Here is a 16,540-nt window from a genome sequence, read left to right on the forward strand (position 1 = left end):
AGTATTTACCACGATTTTAACCACGCTTGATAGCGAAAATATAAGAAGATAGACCTAGATATGTGAGGTTTACCACAAAAGCAAAATGCCCGTAGAGCCGATAAAATAAGGCTTTGCGGACATTTGAGAAGATATAAAAAGATAGTCAAAAAGACATATATAATTTCATATAATTTTGTTATAAAATCTTCATCAAAAGGGTCTAAATAATAGCAGACTTCAACATCCCTTATTATTTTATGAGCAATATCAATATATTTTTTCTCAATATAATTACTAATATTAGCTGGTGAAATTGAGGAATAATCCAACATTGTTGTATTATTAATAATCACGAGTGCTAAATTATATAACTCAGCATTATTAAGGTATATGTCAAATGTATTCTCAATATACTCATTAATCTGCTTTGCCACATTAAAATGATTGCTTTCTATGATTTTATCCATGTCTACACTATCTTCTAACTGGTGATGGTTACGTACTCTGTCTATGGTAATCACAAGGTGTAGAACTGTATTATTCAACGTATAATCATTTGCAAATATATCAGCATCATTAAAGATTTTTTTTATTTCGTTGTAAATCTCCTTATAGTTATAATGGAAGGTTAGCATAGGAATCTCATCCTTTAGAATAAAATTATCATAGGAATCGCTGGAAATGAGAAGGCTCATTAGCTTTCGTTTCTCAATTTCTGTTCCAATTATACGAATTGCATCCTTGTCTCTTTTTATAACAAGGTGATAATCCCTTATGATTTTTCTAACTATTTTCAAATCGTTTTCAATTGTAGCATTACTGACATAGAGTTCATCTGCCAAATCAAAAATATCGTAACCGCCTTTTTCACAGATCAGTTTTTGCAGAATATAATTTTGTCTTGTGGCTGGTGTTTCTTCAAAGTCTATTTTATTTTTTATGTACTCCTGATATCGCTTTAAGTCTAAACGATATCCCATACTGCTTGAAATTATAAGCATACCTGCAGCATCCTCATTAAGTTTTGTAATATACTTTCTGATTTGTCTGGTGGATACAGAAAGACGTTCAGAAAGTAATGAAGCTGAGACCCATCTTTCCCTCTCTGATAATAAATACGTAAGCAGCTTTGATGTTTGTGAAGTTCCCATAAGATTGCTCCTTTACATAAATCCACCCGATACCTCCATTATATTTGTTTATCTAAATCTAGTATATATGAATGTAAGATATTTAACCAGTTTTAAAAGTTCCTAATAAGAGGAACTTTTAAAATTTGTGAAAAACTAATAATTTTTGTAAACTGTGAATGTAAGCAAGGATATTGGTATTGATCTGCATATATTTGAGATGCTTTACCTCATAGAACTTGCTTCAACAAAAGGAGGAGAATATGAAAAAGATTTTATTGGTATGCGGAACAGGCGCATCCAGCGGGTTTATGGCAAAAAATATTCGAAAGGCAGCAAAAAAACAGAATATTGAAATCGATGTAAAAGCAAGGGGTGATTCAGCAATTGAAGATTACATAAATGAAATTGACCTTTTACTTGTTGGACCACATTTGAATTATATGCTTCATGATCTGGAGTGTATTGCTGAACCTTATCACGTTCCTGTCGCATTGATACCACAATTATCTTATGGTAACTTGGATGGGGACGCAGTGTTGAATCTCATACGTGAGATATTAAAAGAACTGTAAATCGAGGAGAGAGTATATGAAAAAATTTATGGATTGGATTACAAACAAATTCGCACCTAAAATGAATAAAATTGCACGAAATCCTTGGGTTCTTGCAATCCAGGAATCTATCAATGTTTCTATGCCTGTTATTTTTATAGGCTCTATCGTGACACTGCTTAATATTTTAGGAAACTTTATTTCTATGCCGGATATCAGCGCTGTCAGTACTTTTTCCATGGGTCTGCTATCTGTTTATTTGGCTTTCCTGGTACCCTATACATTAATGGAAAAAAAGCGTCATAATAAATCAAAAAAAGAAGCAGGAATTGTTGGTGTCGGTTTCTTTTTGATGCTAACTTCACCCTCATTCGAGGATGGAAGCATATCCTTTATGATCGATTCCCTCGGTATGGGGGGCATGCTGGCGGCCTTATTATCTGGTTTACTTGTAGGTATGGTTATGAGCAAATTTGCAAATCATTCTTTTTTCAAAGAAGATACCACAATTCCGGAATTCATAACTGTCTGGTTTGACACATTCATCCCTATGCTGCTCATTTTGTTAATTGGATGGTTTGTGATATTCCAAATGGGAATTAATATGGTAGATGTTATCTATACGATTTTCAGTCCACTTATTTCATTGGGAGACAGTTATATAGGCTTTATAATTCTGAACTTTCTGTGTGCATTTTTATACACATTTGGAATTTCATCATGGCTACTGGATCCAATTGACACTACTATCACAATGACAGCATTAAATGCAAATATTGTTGCTGCAAAAGCAGGAGTGACAGCTACAGCAATTAATTGTTATGGAATTGGCACCTATATTTCAATGGGTGGTACTGGCATGACATTGGGGTTGGTGTTCATGATGCTGTTCTTTGCTAAATCAAAAAAACTTAAAATAATGGGTAAAGTAACGGTTATACCTAGTCTTTTCAATATAAACGAACCATTGGTGTTTGGGGCACCATTAGCATTTAATCCAATTATGATGGTACCTATGTGGATCGCATCCTTTGTGATTTCAAGTCTTACATATTTAGGTTTTTACTTTAATATCATCCCTAAAATTACACAACTGTGGTCTTTCTGGTACTTACCGAAACCTATTTCTCAATATGTTTTAGGTGGATTAAGTGGGTTGACCTTTGGGCTTGTTATGTTTGCTCTTTCCTGTTTAATTTATTATCCATTCTTCAAAATCTATGATCGGCAATGTTGTGAAGAAGAAGCGGCAGCTCAGGCAAAAGAGATTGCTTAAAAAGATAAAGCTTAATGCCAATCTAAAATAAGGAGAATTTAAAATGATAGAGAATAATATACAGGAATTGAATGAGGCAGCTATGCAAATAATTTTACATGCCGGTAATTGTAGAATGCTTTTAACAGAAGCATTGGATGCATTAAATGAAAATCATACAGAAAATACAATTAAGGATAAATTTAAAAAGGCAAAAGGAGAAATCACAATAGCTCACAGAATACAGACGGAAATGATCCAGGGGTCAATAGAAAATGACCATTTAGAAACAACACTGTTGTTTACGCATGCTCAGGATACGTTAATGACTATAAATTCAGAATTAAATATAGCACACCATATATATCAATTGTACACTTCTTTGAAAAATGAAATATATTTGCTAAAAGTTAAGCTTGAGGGTACAACGGATGAAGCATAGCAGAGATAAGTTTCCGGAAGGTTTTCTATGGGGGGGCGCAGTAGCTGCTAATCAGATAGAAGGCGCATGGCTGGAAGGTGGTAAAGGTATCAGTGTCGCGGATATCTTGAAGTATGAACCAGATAAGAATATTAAAGAGAAAGAAAATTTAGGTATGTGTAAAAGTGATGTACAGGAAGCGTTAACGGACACTGCTTCTGTATTTCCAAAAAGAACAGGAATTGACTTTTATCATACATATCCACAGGATTTACAGTATTTTAAAGAAATAGGTATGAAATCATTTCGTACATCGATCAGCTGGGCTAGAATATTTCCAAATGGTGATGATGATAAGCCTAATGAAGAAGGGTTAAAATTTTATGACAAATTGATCGATGATATAATAAAAAACGAGATGGAGCCTTTAATCACTTTATCCCATTATGAAATGCCATTGAATCTGACACAGAAGTATAATGGATGGTACAGTAGAGAGATGATTGATTTCTTTTTCAAATTTGCAAAGATATGCATTGATCGGTATCATACAAAAGTTAAGTATTGGATTCCTGTGAATCAAATTAATTTAATTGTTTATGAGTGCTTTAATTCTCTTGGCATTATGGATGATTGTGTTGATTATATGTTGGAAGCAAAGTATCAGGCGCTTCATCATGAAATGGTGGCTTGTGCTCGCATACATCAATATGTGCATGAGCATTATCCTGATAATCAAATTGGTATCATGTTAAATTGTCAAATATCGTATCCTGCTACATGCCGTCCAGAGGATGCATACTGGACATTAAAAAGAAATCAGATGGAAAACTTCTTTTGCGGAGATGTTTTGTTGAAAGGGAAGTATCCAGATTATGTATGGAGCTATTTTGAAGAACGAAATATTCAGATTTCTATAAAACAGGAAGATATACAGCAATTGAAGCATACTGCAGATTTTATGACATTTTCCTATTACTACACACGTGTTTCAGATGAAGCACATAGAAAAGAAACTCTGACATGCTATGCTAATCCATTGCTTCCTACATCTTCATGGGGATGGGGAATTGATCCCTTGGGACTTCGATATGCATTAAATGTGTATCAAGATCGTTATAATAAACCAATGATGATTACGGAAAACGGATATGGTGAATATGATACTATAGATCATAATGGACTTGTTCATGATGATTATCGTATATCATATTTTCGAGAGCATATTAAAGCAGTCAAAGGTGCTATTAAGGATGGATGTAATGTAGTGGGTTATTATGCATGGTCTCCAATTGATATCGTTAGCTGTTCTTCATCAGAGATGAGTAAGCGTTATGGATTTGTTTATGTTGATATAGACGATTATGGGAATGGGACTGGAGCACGTTATAAAAAAGATAGTTTCTATTGGTATAAAAGGGTTATCAAAAGTAACGGAGAAGAATTATAAAAGTCTGTAATACCATTTAGGAAAAGCGATAGGGCTTAGTTGTAAAAAATTAAAGAAGAAATAAAGCCCCTACTCATCATTCATAGGAAAATTTATTTCTTCTTTTTGGTATTATGGAAACATTATTTTAATAAGTCCTTAATAATTTATTCTTTTAACGTATTTTCTTTTAAGGCTTTTGTCGTAATATCATCAGATTTTATTGCTGCAGTTTCGATATCCTTATTTTCTATACTAGAACTGTTTTTTACTGGAAATATGCGGTCATACCAGGGAAGGATATCCTTATCAAATAAGGATAAAATACACTGATACATGGTGTATATATACAGGACTGCTAGGATAAGTATAACGATTGCAGTTATCCATTTTATATTACCATTCCAGGTGAGTATGCCCAATACGCCATAGAAGACATAAAAGGGAGCGGGGAGAATGATATCGTAAAGGATGAAGAAGTGAAAAAAATACTGATACCAGTGGGGACGTGTTCCATCCGTACGGGTCAGGCGTATTTTTACGATTGCCTTACCCGGTGTTTTTCCATGTGTGAGATTTGGCAGCAGGAACAGAAATAGCAGTGTCACTCCGAAATAGATACACAGAATAAGCATAAGCGGATGCTTGTACATGAGCTGCTCTTGCAGCCTAAAGATCAATGCTGTAATACCGGATGCCGTAAGAAGGATTATCAGGTTATCAAACATAAAGGCCAGTGATCTTCTCAGAGGAGATACCGTTCTTCCCCGGTCAAAGGCTTTTTCATCCATGCGCTCTCTGCTGACAAGGAAGTGAGCGAACAATGGCGTAATCGCATAACCAAGCATTCCTCCCATTGTATTCGTTATCAGATCATCTACATCAAATAAGCGGTAGGGACGCGGATAAATGCCGAACAATGCACTCAGCTGCAGACATTCAAAGGATAATGTTAATAGAAAAGTAAACAGCAGAGTTTTCTTCCAGTCGCATTGAAAATAATAACGGAGATAGACGCCAAAGGGGATTGTCAGCAGGATGTTGAATAGAATCAGATACAGACTTGGTTCATTTAATGCTGTCAGATAGGTTGAGGGATTATTCCAAATCAGGGAGCTGTTCATGGTGAATTCTTTCAGGGAAGCAAATGGAATCAACTGCATGACTGGCTTTGTATAGCTTGCTACTTCCTCTATCGGCGGCAGAGGAAGAATGACAAGAAAATACGCACAAAGCAGATAAAAGATAAAGGAATATACAAGTAAGACACGAATAGGCAAAACAGAGCCATATTTTCTATATTGTACAATACTATAAGGCAATGTGATTACTGCCGCAAGAAACGGAAATAAAAGCAGAGCCGTTTGTATGGGAATCAGATATACAGACATGAATATTACCTCCTGCTTTCTATTATAGCATGTCCTGCTGTGAAATAAGAAAAGGTGACAGAAGTGATACCTAAATAGAGGGAAATAGGGTATAATGAAACAAGAAAGCAGGTGATTTATAGTGAAAAAAGCATTGCCGATCGGCGTTGTGAATTATCGGGAGATACAATACGAAAATTATTATACTGTAGATAAAACGATGATGGTTCAGGAATTTCTGGAACGAAAAAGCAAGGTTACCTTAATCACCCGCCCGCGAAGGTTTGGAAAGACGTCGAATATGTCGAGGCGCTGCCCACCCTTGGTGTGCTTGCTGAATTTTTTGATATCACGAAAAGCTCAAAACAGTTATTTGAGAAAACGAATATCAGTGGTTCGGAGTATATATCTCAAATGAATCAGTATCCTGTTATTTTTCTATCCTTTGCAAATGCGAAAGGGAATCTTACAGCTATTGTAAAAGCTATAAAAGAGGAAGTCAAGGATGCCTATAAGAAATATCAATTCGTCCTGGAGGATATCAACTTTTTTGACCAGCCGTATTATCAGGTAATTCTCAATGGTCTGGGAAATCCGGAGGATGGTGATATTGCAAATATTGATAATGCAGTATCCTTCCTTATGAAAAAGCTGGAGTATATTATCATAAAAAGGTGATAATTCTGATTGATGAATAGGCTAAAGCCCGCCTTTGGTGTGATACACCGTTCATAGAAGCGCATGTACATGGCTTTTATCATGATATCCGCGCGGGGTTATCATCCCTGCTGCACAACGCATTAAAGGATAATGATTCCCTGCAATATGCCATGCTGACAGGAATACAGCGCGTAGCGAAAGAAAATGTTTTCTCTGATTTGAATAATTTAAAGGTATTCACTGTACAGGATAAGGAGTATGCGCAGTGGTTTGGCTTTACAGAAACAGAGGTCAGAGAGTTACTGGAATATTATGACTTGTCGTATAGTGATGAAGTTAAAGCGATGTAGGCGGTGCCCACCCATGGCGTGATGGTTATCATATCGGTGATTTCGATATGTATAATCCATGGTCGATTATCAATTATGTGGATGAAAAGGAATTAAAGCCGTATTGGGTCAATACAAGCTCGAATACGATGATTAAGAATGCAATGGAACAAAGCGATAGGACATTCAAAAAGGGGTATGAGAAGTTACTGGAACAGGGATGGCTGGATACGCAGGTAAGTATCAATACGAGCTTCTACGAACAGTCAAATACTGAAAATTTATGGGGACTGTTCGTGAATGCCGGATATTTAACAATCGATCAAGAGTTACCCATGAAAAAGGTGCGGATTCGTATTCCCAATCAGGAAGTGCAGGAAGAATTTATGTCATTAACAGCGTATTACCTACATGTTTCCGATACATTGCTGAATGACTTATTTGCGGCATTGTTAACAGAGGATGAGACGGCCTTTCTGGAAACCTATCGAACGATTCTGTTAACGCTTCCTTCCTATTACGATTTAAAGAATGAAAATTCCTTTCACATGATGATGCTGGGAATGTGTGCGTGGTTAAGCAATGATTATACGATTTCCAGCAATAAAGAGAAAGGCAAAGGCAGAAGTGATATCGAATTAAAAGCAAAGACGAATCGCTTTCCATCGTTTGTTATGGAAATGAAATATATGAAGACAGAGGAATATAAGAAGCATCCGGAAGCATTGAAGGTACTGGCACAGGAAGGGCTTCAGCAAATCCAAAAACAGACATATGATATAGACTTAACAGGGATGGTTATATACATCAGTTTGGCACATGCCGGAAAAGATGTGGAAATGATATGGCAGAAAAGCAGTATCACATGAAAAAGAGTAACGATAATGGTAGGAATCCAATATTAGGGTAGCTTATATCCAGAAATTCCTAAATCAAAAAAAGAATTACTAAAAAATTACTCTGTAATGAAGAACTGATAGATAAAAAACTGAAGGAGGAAATGAGGTCTCTAATCATACAGGGGGCTTTGCTTCTTCCTTTTCATTATATACTTATATCCTAAAGTGAGTATGAGCCCTTATGATTGCACAGCTTTTTTATTCACCAAGCAGGAAGAACAAAAAAGGCAGCATTGCCACCTTTCATATATAAAGCACATTTGGATTTCATATATAATACATATAGGCTTCGTCTTTTTTATTTGCTTCCTTCTTTTCCTCCGCCAGCTTTTTCGGTGTGGTAATCGGCTGATTTTTCACCTTTACAACATGATGCTGCTGATAATCTTTCCAGCTCTTGAAATATTTCCCTCTCGGCGGTTTACCTGCTGTATAATATACGGCAGCATTCTCAAACTCTGCACTGTCTTTTATATCCTCTCCCAGCTTGTTTGCCATCGTCATTCTTGGCTCACAGCCATCCTGAAACAAAATCGCAGTAAGCAGCTGATAGCTGAACTGTACCTGATCCTCACAATAATGACTGATTTCTGCCAGCAGATTTTCCAAAAATTCCGTAAGCAGCTTCTTTGTCAGATTATCTTTGAATACAACAAAGGTTTCCTGCTCCATGGAAAACACCCGTGTCGCCTGACAGGTGGTAAAATTGCTTTCGATATGCTCATACAATTTTTCTATAGCTTCCTGCAGCCACTGGCAACGCAGTTCTTCCTGTTGAAGGAATCCCATATCCTCATAGCTGACATGAAGAACCTTTACTTTTTTGCAATGCTTATATAAATTAGGTAAGAACCTCGTTCGTAATACTGGATATTTCATGTGCTTCTCCTTTTTTACAATGTTATTTTATATGTATTAGTATACCATGATGCAGTAAGATTTGCGATAAGTAATCATATATCACTAAAATTCTAGGATTTCAATTTTTATATAAGTATGATATACTGTTACGGGTATTTCCATCCATAAACACGCCAGTAACGTGTTTTTATTTGCGCAAGTTATACGAATGAAGTAGCGGGTGCGGGGTACGATAAGAGGAAAGGAAGTGAATGCGTGAATTTCATTCAGGAATTATTAGGAAATCTAAATACATTTTTATATAGTAATATATTGCTTGTACTGCTGGTGGCGGCAGGGCTATATTTCAGTATACGGACAGGCTTTGTGCAGTTTCGTATGCTGGGGGAGGGGATTCGTCTTTTAAAGGAAAAGGCACATCATCATGATGGAGTATCCTCTTTTCAGGCGTTAATGATATCAACTGCTTCTAGGGTAGGAACCGGTAACATCGCAGGAGTTGCGACCGCACTGGCAGCAGGAGGGGCAGGCTCCATCTTCTGGATGTGGGTTATTGCTTTGATCGGAGGAGCCAGTGCTTTTGTGGAGTCCACGCTGGCACAGATCTATAAGGAACGCGATGGGGATCAGTTTCGCGGCGGGCCTGCGTATTATATAGAAAAAGCATTGCAGAAAAGATGGCTGGGTATTTTGTTTGCCGTATTGCTGATTGCCTGCTTTATCTTCGGCTTTAACGGATTGCAGGCGTATAATGTAAGCAGTGCTCTGGAATATTATATAGCGGATACACAAACAGCCTCTCTTATGGTAGGGCTTGTTCTTGCAGGTGCTACTGCAGCAGTCATATTCGGTGGTGTTCATCGTATCGGTATCATCAGCTCTACGATTGTTCCCATCATGGCCGTGCTGTATATACTGCTGGGACTTTACATAACAGCTTCCAACATCAGCGGACTACCGGCGATATTCACACAGATTTTTCAGGAAGCCTTTGATCTGCAGGCTATTTTTGGAGGCTTTGCGGGCTCCTGTGTTATGTATGGAATCAAGCGCGGACTGTTTTCCAATGAGGCGGGAATGGGCTCTGCACCAAATGCCGGAGCAACCGCAGACGTTTCTCATCCGGTAAAGCAGGGACTGGTACAGACGATTTCAGTATTTATTGATACGATACTCATCTGTTCAACGACAGCCTTCATGCTGCTGAATTACGGTATTGAGGACGGGCTGACAGGAATGCCGTATGTCCAGACTGCAGTTTCTGCTGAGGTAGGCGCATGGGGAATCCATTTCATAACCATTTCTATAATCCTGTTTGCATTTTCTTCATTGATAGGAAACTACTGCTATGCGGAAAGCAATTTGAAATTTATCATGAATGATAAGAAGGCATTGCTCATATTCCGTCTGGTGACAATCGTAGTGATTTTCTTTGGGGCACAGGCAGATTTCTCTACCATATGGGATTTAGCCGATGTGCTAATGGGCTTTATGGCAATCGAAAATATTATCGTTATTTTGCTGTTAGGCAATATCGCTTTCCTTGCATTAAAGGACTATACAAAGCAGAAGCAGCAGGGAAAAGATCCTTTATTTGAACCGGAAAAGCTGGGCATTAAACATGCAGAATGCTGGGAGAGCATTGATGAGGAATATACAGAATCCTGAGGGATTCTTTTTTCTTACCTTTCATAAAAGCAGAATATTGAAAGGCTTCCTTGTAAATGAGAATGAAATTTATCTTTCTTTCATTGATCATAAGACACGAGGTTCTTAATAAGTGATTAGATGCTTTATTACAAAAAGAGATTCATGGTTTTATATTTGAAAGTTTCACGTCCTGGTGTTATACTAACAGACGTTGGGAATACTGCTAAGGAATAGGAAAGAAGGTATTTTGAATGACTAAAATTGATATTATCTCCGGCTTTCTGGGAGCTGGAAAAACGACGCTGATCAAGAAGCTGATCAAGGACGTATTACATAACGAAAAGGTTGTACTGATTGAAAATGAATTTGGTGAAATCGGCATTGACGGAGGCTTTCTGAAGGATGCCGGAATCGAAATACGTGAAATGAACTCCGGCTGCATCTGCTGTTCGCTGGTGGGAGATTTCTCAGAGGCTTTGAAAAAGGTACTGCAGGAATATCAGCCGGATCGTATTGTCATTGAGCCAAGCGGTGTTGGTAAGCTATCCGATGTAATTCGGGCTGTACAGGGTGTGGAAGAAGAAGCCGGTATTTGTATGAATAGCTTTACAACGGTGGCAGACGCTCAAAAATGCCGCATGTATATGAAAAATTTTGGAGAGTTTTTTAACAATCAGATTGAATATGCGAATACGATCATTTTAAGCCGCACACAGAATCTGAGTGAGGATAAGCTGCAGGCTGTTACACATGATATAAGAGAGCATAATGCACATGCGACTTTTATTACAACACCATGGGATGAATTAAGCGGAGATCAGATTCTGGAAGCAATGGAGCATACGCATTCTTTGGAAAAGGAGCTTCTTGAAGAAACAGAAATCTGTCCGGAATGCGGGCATCACCATGCACATGGAGAGCATCATCACGAGCATGGAGAAGGCTGCTGCCATGACCACGAGCATCATCATGAGCGTGGAGAAGCTTGCTGCCACGACCATGAGCATCATCACGAGCATGGAGAAGGCTGCTGCCATGACCATGAGCATCATCACGAGCATGGAGAAGAATGCTGTCATGACCATGAGCATCATGAACATGGAGAAAGCTGCAGCTGCACACAGGAACACACGCATCATCACCATCATCATGCGGATGAGGTCTTTACAAGCTGGGGTATGGAGACCGTGCGCACCTATACGGAGCAGGAGCTTACGCATATCCTGCAGGAGTTATCTGAAAAGGAAGGCTATGGGATCATTCTGCGTGCTAAGGGTATGCTGAAATCAGAACATAATGAATGGCTGTACTTTGATTTGGTACCGGAGGAATATGAAATCCGTAAGGGTCAGCCGACCTATACCGGAAGATTCTGTGTCATTGGCTCCAAGCTGAATGAACAAAAACTGAAAGAGCTTTTTGCGGCAGAATAGGAGACGATTATGACGGTACCTGTATATTTGTTTACCGGATTTCTGGAAAGCGGTAAAACAACACTGATTAAGGAAACATTGCTCGATGCGGGATTCAATACAGGGGAGCGCACGCTCCTGCTTGCCTGTGAGGAGGGCTTGGTAGAATATGATGATGATTTTCTTACCAAGACAAATACTGCTCTGGTCACGGTGGATAACGAAGCAGCAATGAGCTATGAATTTTTGAAAAAATGCGATAGTCTGATTGAACCTGACCGTGTTATGATTGAATTTAACGGAACTTGGAATCTTAATAGCTTTATGGATGTAGAATATCCATTTGACTGGCTGCTCGTTCAGATACTGTCTACAGTGGATGCTTCCACGTTTGCGATGTATTTGGGAAATATGCGCTCCATGATATACGATCAGCTCGTTCACTCGGAAACGATTATCTTTAACCGTTGTGATGAAACAACCAAAAAGCTGTATCTGCGAAACAATATTAAGGCAATCAACAAGGGTGCTCAGCTCATTTATGAAACTAGAGACGGACAAATTGTAGATTTGAAAGACGATGAGCTGCCATTCGACATCCATGCAGAGGTTATTGCAATCGAGGATGACGATTATGGACTGTGGTATATGGATGCCTTGGAGCATCCCCGTAAATATGAGGGCAAGCGCATACAGCTAAAGGGAAAGGTGATTGCAACGCATGTGGACGGTATACCGCAAGCATTTGTATTTGGACGCTATGCCATGGTCTGCTGTGCGGATGATACCTCTTTGATCGGTCTGCTTTGCCATTATGAGCATGCTCTGGATTTGATTCCAAAGGACTGGGTTTGTGTCACCGCCAGGCTGGCTGTGGAATACGATGAGGAATATCAGGGGGATGTCCCGGTCTTGTATGTCGAAAGCTTGTCAGAGGCTCAACCGCTGGAGGATGAACTGGTGTATTTTAATTAAACGGCGGAACACTCATGGATGGTGTTCCCCTTTTTTTGATGAAAAAGTAAAACCACCGGTTCCACTTCATACCGTTAACTAGTGGTTATGAAAATTTATGTGACGGATACAAACATTTCCTGTGGAAACCGGTTTCCCCATCATTCGTAATGTTGATGCAATGTTTCCTATCGCACCATGAGAAAATGTGATACAATTATCACAAAGGTGGAGATATATATAATGGATGAGCAGTTGAAAATCCTGGATGAGGAAATAAAAAAGAAAAGGGCATGCAACGATCTGGAGGGGATGCAAACGTACAGCGCAGAACTTCGGAAGCTTTCGCATGCAAAGCATAATCGTACGTATGAAGCGCTCGCCTATTACTATAGTACGCTGTATCATTATTTAAAGAAAGAAAACGCCCAGGCGATGCGTGATTGTCTTTCCGGTCTTTCTCTTTGTGAAAATGATGAGGCATGCTGTGAAGCCTATATTCTCTTATCTAATTTTTCCGGTGTATTATACAGTGATCAGGATAATCTGCTCTCCGGTCTTCAGCAGTTTCTGAATGCCTATTATAAATCGCTGGAGCATCCGAAGCTGCATCTTCACCATCTGATTTTGAACAATCTCGGCACACTGTTTATCAAGGTAGAGGATTTTGATAATGCCCTGAAATATTTGCAGGAAGGCTATGAGGAACGAAGAAAAAATAAAATTCCTTTTGACCGTTCCGATGCAGTTCTGATAACCAATATTACTATCGCCTATGCACAGCTAAAGCGATTTGACCAAATCCCTCCATGGCAGAGGCTGTTTGAAGAAAACAGTGAGAAAATGGGCGTATCCTCTCCCTTTTTGAACTACCTTCTGACTCTTGCTTATATGGATGCTTATCATAATGATTTCAAAGCCCTGCAGCAGCATGTACGGGAAATTGTATCGATTACGAACCAGGAGCAGGATGTAAACAATACCTTTCAGTTGCTTTCCTTTCTGTTTGATATCTGTCTGACGAAAAAAGACCGCAGCTTATGCGACCATGTGTATCAGAAAATGGAACATCTGGTAAGCCTTGTTGATAATCCACTCATGCTTGCCCGCCTCTCTAATCAGTATATCCGTCTGCTCAGTGAATTTAAGGATGAAAAGCTAAAGGATGCGCTGCTTGAAAACTATCAGCTTAATTTGCAGGCAAAGAAAGAGGAACAGAAACGTGGCAGACAGAGTTTGGCTTTAAAGATGGAGCTGGAAGAAAGTCAGTATCAGCAAAAGAAAATCATGGCGCAGAATGAACGACTCCGCTATACGAGTGAGCTGGACGGCTTTACCGGTATCTATCATAAAAAAGCCTTTCAGGAGCATGCTGATGAGCTGATTAAAAAAGTTAATCAACATAATTGGGGAGCTCTGCTGATTCTGGATATTGATCATTTCAAAGAGGTGAATGATACCTATGGACATCTTGCAGGAGATGAAGCGATTCTTCGCATTGTCGATATTATGAAAAAGGTATTGCAGACAGGAGATATCTGCGGACGCATTGGCGGGGATGAATTCAGTATTTTTCTCTGTGGTCTTGCGCAGGAAGCACAGGTACAAAAAATCATGCAATCCATATTGAAGCAGGTACATGAAATTCGTCTACCTGGTTTGGATATGACGCTGACGATGAGCATTGGCTGCTGCCTGATTCAGAAGCCCTGCAGCTTTACACATATTTATCAGCATAGTGATCAGGCACTTTACAAGGCTAAGGAAAAGGGAAGAAATCAGGCGTATTTATATAAGGAACAATTCTGTATACAGGAAAACTGATAGGAAGCATACTGCACTTCGGTATATTTTCCAATCAGTTTTTTGTTATTCTTCCCTTACTTGTGGTATAGTATAGCTGTTAATATAAGAAGGGAGTAGCTATGCGTAAAACAAATTATCACATGCATACCAGGCGCTGTATGCATGCCTCAGGCAGGGATGAGGAGTATGTGCTCAGCGCCATTCAAAACGGTTATGAGGAAATCGGCTTTTCTGATCATTCCCCATGGAAGTACGACAGCGATTTTGTGGCAAACATGCGGATGCCACTATCAAAATTCGATGATTACTATGCTTCCATTTCATCCCTGCAAGAAAAATATAAGGATCAGATATCAATCAAAATCGGTTTGGAATGTGAATATTTTCCAAAATACATAGACTGGCTGAAACAGTTTCTCATAGAAAAAAAGGTTGATTATATTATTTTTGGAAATCATTATTATAAAACGGACGAGGAACGCGTATATTTTGGTACGGCCTGTGAGCAGGAGCAATGGCTTGTGTCCTATGTGGATGAAGCGATTGCAGGCATGGAAACAGGATTGTATTCGTATCTATGCCATCCAGACCTTTTTATGCGGGGACGCCGTGTATTTGACGAGGTCGCTAAACGGGAATCCATCCGGCTGTGTCAGGCCGCAAAAAAACTGCAGATACCACTGGAATACAATCTTGCAGGAGCTGCCTATAATGATGTCATGCATACCATGCAATATCCGCACAAAGACTTTTGGAAGGTCGCAGCCGAGGTAGGGAATACTGCAATTATCGGTGTGGATGCCCATGAACCGGCAGCGCTAATGACAGATACATACCGTGATGCGGGAATCGCTTTGTTAAAGAGCTATGGTATGAATATTACCGATACCCTTCCCTTAAAGGACTTTACGAAGCTGTGAGCAATGAGGAACGCATCCTGATTGTTGAGGATGATGAAACGATTCATGAGATGATTAAGGAATATCTGCAGAAGGATTATACCTGTTTGGATGCCTATTCCGGCACCGAGGCACAGCTTCTGTTACAACAGGCGGATGCTTCACTGGTTCTGCTTGATCTCATGCTTCCCGGTATGAGTGGGGAACAGCTGTTACAGGAGTTGAAGCAGAAGCAGCTTCCTGTTATTGTATTATCCGCTAAGGACAGCATTGATGATCGCGTCACGTTGTTGAATGAGGGGGCGGATGACTATCTATGTAAGCCATTTGATTTAAAGGAGCTGAAAGCCAGAATCCAGGTACAGCTGCGAAAGCGCAATCCGCAGCAGACAGGGGAGCTGGCTGTAAATGGCGTTCGTCTTTTACCGGATTTTCGTCATATGGAGCTGGAGGGAAGCAGCATCAGACTCACCCGTCATGAATATCGGATTCTGGAGCTGTTGATGCAGGATGTGAAACGGGCACGCACCAAGAAGGAAATTTATGAATATGCCTGGGAGGATGATTATCTCGGGGATGATAAAACGATCAATGTGCATATCAGCAATATTCGCAGTAAGCTGAGTACGGTATCTGAGCGTGAATTTATTGAAACAATATGGGGCATTGGCTTTAAATGGAAGGACTAAACGTCCTTTTTTTTCGGGAATCTTCTTTTGATGAATAAAAGAAAAGGAGGCTGCGCACTTCCTTGATTTCGCAAATGATGAAAAGATCTTTTCATGAAATTCTGGACTTGTATATGGCAGGAGGATGAAGGCATATATGAAAAGGGTGCTTTGCGATAAAGAACAAACAGGGACACAAGCATTTCTTTATGCTTTCTTAACCTTTTCCAGATAGTTTCTGAATCTTCATTTGTTATAATC

Annotated in this window: 15 protein-coding genes and 1 pseudogene; 13 read left to right on the plus strand and 3 right to left on the minus strand. The window is 39.2% G+C overall.

Going from position 1 to position 16,540, the window contains the following annotated elements; all coding sequences use genetic code 11:
• Positions 1 to 5: 5 nt before the first annotated feature.
• A complete protein-coding gene (locus GKZ87_03200; protein ID QSI24582.1) occupies positions 6 to 1,133 on the minus strand; it encodes an HTH domain-containing protein in 1,128 nt (375 codons plus the stop codon).
• 242 nt (positions 1,134 to 1,375) lie between these two features.
• On the opposite strand from GKZ87_03200, the gene GKZ87_03205 reads away from it, so the two are divergent.
• Genes GKZ87_03205 through GKZ87_03220 form a run of 4 tightly spaced genes read left to right on the plus strand, consistent with a single transcriptional unit; the run spans position 1,376 to position 4,792 of the window.
• Positions 1,376 to 1,687 carry a PTS sugar transporter subunit IIB gene (locus GKZ87_03205; protein QSI24583.1) on the plus strand — a complete coding sequence of 104 codons (312 nt, stop codon included), beginning with the start codon at positions 1,376 to 1,378 and terminating at the stop codon, positions 1,685 to 1,687.
• A gap of 16 nt (positions 1,688 to 1,703) precedes the next feature.
• Positions 1,704 to 2,942 carry a PTS sugar transporter subunit IIC gene (locus tag GKZ87_03210; GenBank protein ID QSI24584.1) on the plus strand — a complete coding sequence of 413 codons (1,239 nt, stop codon included), beginning with the start codon at positions 1,704 to 1,706 and terminating at the stop codon, positions 2,940 to 2,942.
• A gap of 43 nt (positions 2,943 to 2,985) precedes the next feature.
• A complete protein-coding gene (locus tag GKZ87_03215) occupies positions 2,986 to 3,363 on the plus strand; it encodes a PTS lactose/cellobiose transporter subunit IIA (GenBank protein QSI24585.1) in 378 nt (125 codons plus the stop codon).
• Positions 3,353 to 4,792, plus strand: a complete 1,440-nt coding sequence (locus tag GKZ87_03220; protein QSI24586.1) for a family 1 glycosylhydrolase — start codon at positions 3,353 to 3,355, stop codon at positions 4,790 to 4,792. Before GKZ87_03215 ends, GKZ87_03220 begins: the two co-directional genes overlap by 11 nt.
• Before the next feature lie 146 nt (positions 4,793 to 4,938).
• Here the strand turns inward: GKZ87_03220 and GKZ87_03225 are convergent, their stop codons facing one another.
• Positions 4,939 to 6,162: a hypothetical protein gene (locus tag GKZ87_03225; protein ID QSI24587.1), complete on the minus strand. Its 1,224-nt coding sequence runs from the start codon at positions 6,160 to 6,162 to the stop codon at positions 4,939 to 4,941.
• Between the two features lie 121 nt (positions 6,163 to 6,283).
• Here GKZ87_03225 and GKZ87_03230 point away from each other — a divergent pair, with 121 nt between their 5' ends.
• The 3 genes and pseudogenes from GKZ87_03230 to GKZ87_03240 all read left to right on the plus strand — a co-directional run bounded on the left by GKZ87_03230 (position 6,284) and on the right by GKZ87_03240 (position 7,999).
• Positions 6,284 to 6,559 carry an AAA family ATPase gene (locus GKZ87_03230; GenBank protein QSI24588.1) on the plus strand — a complete coding sequence of 92 codons (276 nt, stop codon included), beginning with the start codon at positions 6,284 to 6,286 and terminating at the stop codon, positions 6,557 to 6,559.
• On the plus strand, positions 6,454 to 6,819 hold the full coding sequence (locus tag GKZ87_03235) for an AAA family ATPase (GenBank protein QSI24589.1): 366 nt from the start codon (positions 6,454 to 6,456) through the stop codon (positions 6,817 to 6,819). Before GKZ87_03230 ends, GKZ87_03235 begins: the two co-directional genes overlap by 106 nt.
• Before the next feature lie 53 nt (positions 6,820 to 6,872).
• Positions 6,873 to 7,999 (plus strand): annotated as a pseudogene (locus GKZ87_03240) (AAA family ATPase).
• 297 nt (positions 8,000 to 8,296) lie between these two features.
• Here the strand turns inward: GKZ87_03240 and GKZ87_03245 are convergent.
• Positions 8,297 to 8,908 carry a hypothetical protein gene (locus tag GKZ87_03245; GenBank protein QSI24590.1) on the minus strand — a complete coding sequence of 204 codons (612 nt, stop codon included), beginning with the start codon at positions 8,906 to 8,908 and terminating at the stop codon, positions 8,297 to 8,299.
• A 237-nt stretch (positions 8,909 to 9,145) separates the two neighbouring features.
• Between GKZ87_03245 and GKZ87_03250 the strand changes: the two genes are divergently transcribed.
• The 6 genes from GKZ87_03250 (at position 9,146) to GKZ87_03275 (ending at position 16,300) form a co-directional block, all read left to right on the plus strand.
• Positions 9,146 to 10,558, plus strand: a complete 1,413-nt coding sequence (locus tag GKZ87_03250; protein ID QSI24591.1) for an amino acid carrier protein — start codon at positions 9,146 to 9,148, stop codon at positions 10,556 to 10,558.
• Between the two features lie 233 nt (positions 10,559 to 10,791).
• Entirely contained in the window at positions 10,792 to 11,973 is a 1,182-nt protein-coding gene (locus GKZ87_03255; GenBank protein QSI24592.1) for a cobalamin biosynthesis protein CobW, read from the plus strand.
• A 9-nt stretch (positions 11,974 to 11,982) separates the two neighbouring features.
• Positions 11,983 to 12,927: a hypothetical protein gene (locus GKZ87_03260; protein ID QSI24593.1), complete on the plus strand. Its 945-nt coding sequence runs from the start codon at positions 11,983 to 11,985 to the stop codon at positions 12,925 to 12,927.
• 177 nt (positions 12,928 to 13,104) lie between these two features.
• Positions 13,105 to 14,730, plus strand: a complete 1,626-nt coding sequence (locus GKZ87_03265; GenBank protein ID QSI24594.1) for a diguanylate cyclase — start codon at positions 13,105 to 13,107, stop codon at positions 14,728 to 14,730.
• Positions 14,731 to 14,831: 101 nt separating this feature from the next.
• Complete coding sequence (locus GKZ87_03270; GenBank protein ID QSI24595.1) at positions 14,832 to 15,632, plus strand: histidinol-phosphatase HisJ family protein; 801 nt, start codon at positions 14,832 to 14,834, stop codon at positions 15,630 to 15,632.
• Positions 15,629 to 16,300, plus strand: a complete 672-nt coding sequence (locus GKZ87_03275) for a response regulator (GenBank protein QSI24596.1) — start codon at positions 15,629 to 15,631, stop codon at positions 16,298 to 16,300. Before GKZ87_03270 ends, GKZ87_03275 begins: the two co-directional genes overlap by 4 nt.
• Positions 16,301 to 16,540 lie beyond the last annotated feature (240 nt).

The sequence above is a fragment of the Erysipelotrichaceae bacterium 66202529 genome, assembly GCA_017161075.1.
In the GTDB taxonomy this organism is placed as follows: domain Bacteria; phylum Bacillota_I; class Bacilli_A; order Erysipelotrichales; family Erysipelotrichaceae; genus Clostridium_AQ.